Below are 1299 nucleotides of genomic sequence, written 5' to 3' on the forward strand. Positions count from 1 at the left end.
AGCCGATCGGCCCGCCGCCGAGCACGAGCAGGCGGCGTGGCAGCTGGCGCAGATTCCAGATCGTGTCCGAAGTCAGGTAGCCCATCTCCTCGATCCCCGGCATGGGCGGCACAAAGGGACGCGCGCCGGTCGCGATGACGATGCTGCGCGTCCGTAGCGTCTGCATCGTGCCATCGTTGTGGATGACCTCGACCTGCCACGGCGAGACGATGCGTGCCGAACCTTCGACCACATCGACCCCCAGTTCGCGGTAGCGTTCGACCGAGTCGTGTGGCTCGACCGTCTTGATGATCTTCTGTACGCGCTCCATCACCTCGGCGAAGTCGAAGCTGGCCTTCGCCGAGGCGATGCCAAACTCGCGCGCACGGGCGATGTGCGACAGCAGCTTGGCCGAGCGGATCAGCGCCTTCGACGGTACACAGCCGGTGTTGAGGCAGTCGCCTCCCATGCGGTGCTTCTCGATCAGGGTCACCTTGGCCTTCACGGCCGCCGCGATGTAGGCGGTGACCAGACCGGCACTGCCGGCGCCGATGACCACCAGATTACGGTCGAAGCGTGCAGGCTTCTGCCAGCCGGCGTAGACCCGGCGCGCTTTCACCATATCGACGATCTTGCGGGCGATGAGCGGAAAGATTCCGAGCAGTGCGAACGAGGCGAGCAGACCGGGCGAGACGATGCCGGCGAGTGAATCGATGCGCGCCAGTTGCGTGCCCGCATTGACGTAGACGATGGTGCCGGCGAGCATGCCGATCTGGCTGACCCAATAGAAGGTGCGGGCTTTCATCGCGGTCAGAGCGAGCAGGAGATTGACCAGGAAGAAGGGGAACACCGGGATCAGGCGCAGGGTGAACAAGTAGAAAGCACCATCACGCCGGATGCCTTCGTCCACCGCCTTGAGGCGTTCGCCAAAACGTTCGCTGACCCAGTCGCGGAGCAGGAAGCGCGCGGCGAGGAAGGCCAGTGTCGCGCCGATCGACGAAGCAAAGGAGACGATGACGGTGCCCCAGAGGAGACCGAAGATGGCTCCGCCAGCGAGCGTCATCGGCAAGGCGCCGGGCAGCGACAGCGCGGTCACCGCCACATAGGCGACGAAGTACAGTCCGGCTACCTGCCACGGGTGTTGCCGGTGGTAGTCGCCGAGTGCCGCCTGTTGTGCCTTGAGTGCATCGAGGTTCAGGTACTGCCCGAGGCCGAGCTGAAAGTAGGCGACAATGGCCAGGGCAATGAGGGCAAAGATGGCGATCTTTTTTTTTTTCATGGCGATTCCAGGGCGATGGTTGCATCCAGGGCGCAGGTGGC

The 1299-nt window shown here is 64.0% G+C and carries 1 protein-coding gene; it reads right to left on the reverse strand.

Annotation, left to right across the window (positions count from 1 at the left end):
- A partial coding sequence (locus CAPSK01_RS20790; RefSeq protein WP_034931430.1) for a bifunctional TVP38/TMEM64 family protein/FAD-dependent oxidoreductase occupies nucleotides 1–1258 on the reverse strand: 1258 nt, incomplete at its 3' end.
- Between the last annotated feature and the right edge of the window lie 41 nt (nucleotides 1259–1299).

The organism is Candidatus Accumulibacter vicinus, from assembly GCF_000584955.1.
Classification (GTDB): domain Bacteria; phylum Pseudomonadota; class Gammaproteobacteria; order Burkholderiales; family Rhodocyclaceae; genus Accumulibacter; species Accumulibacter vicinus.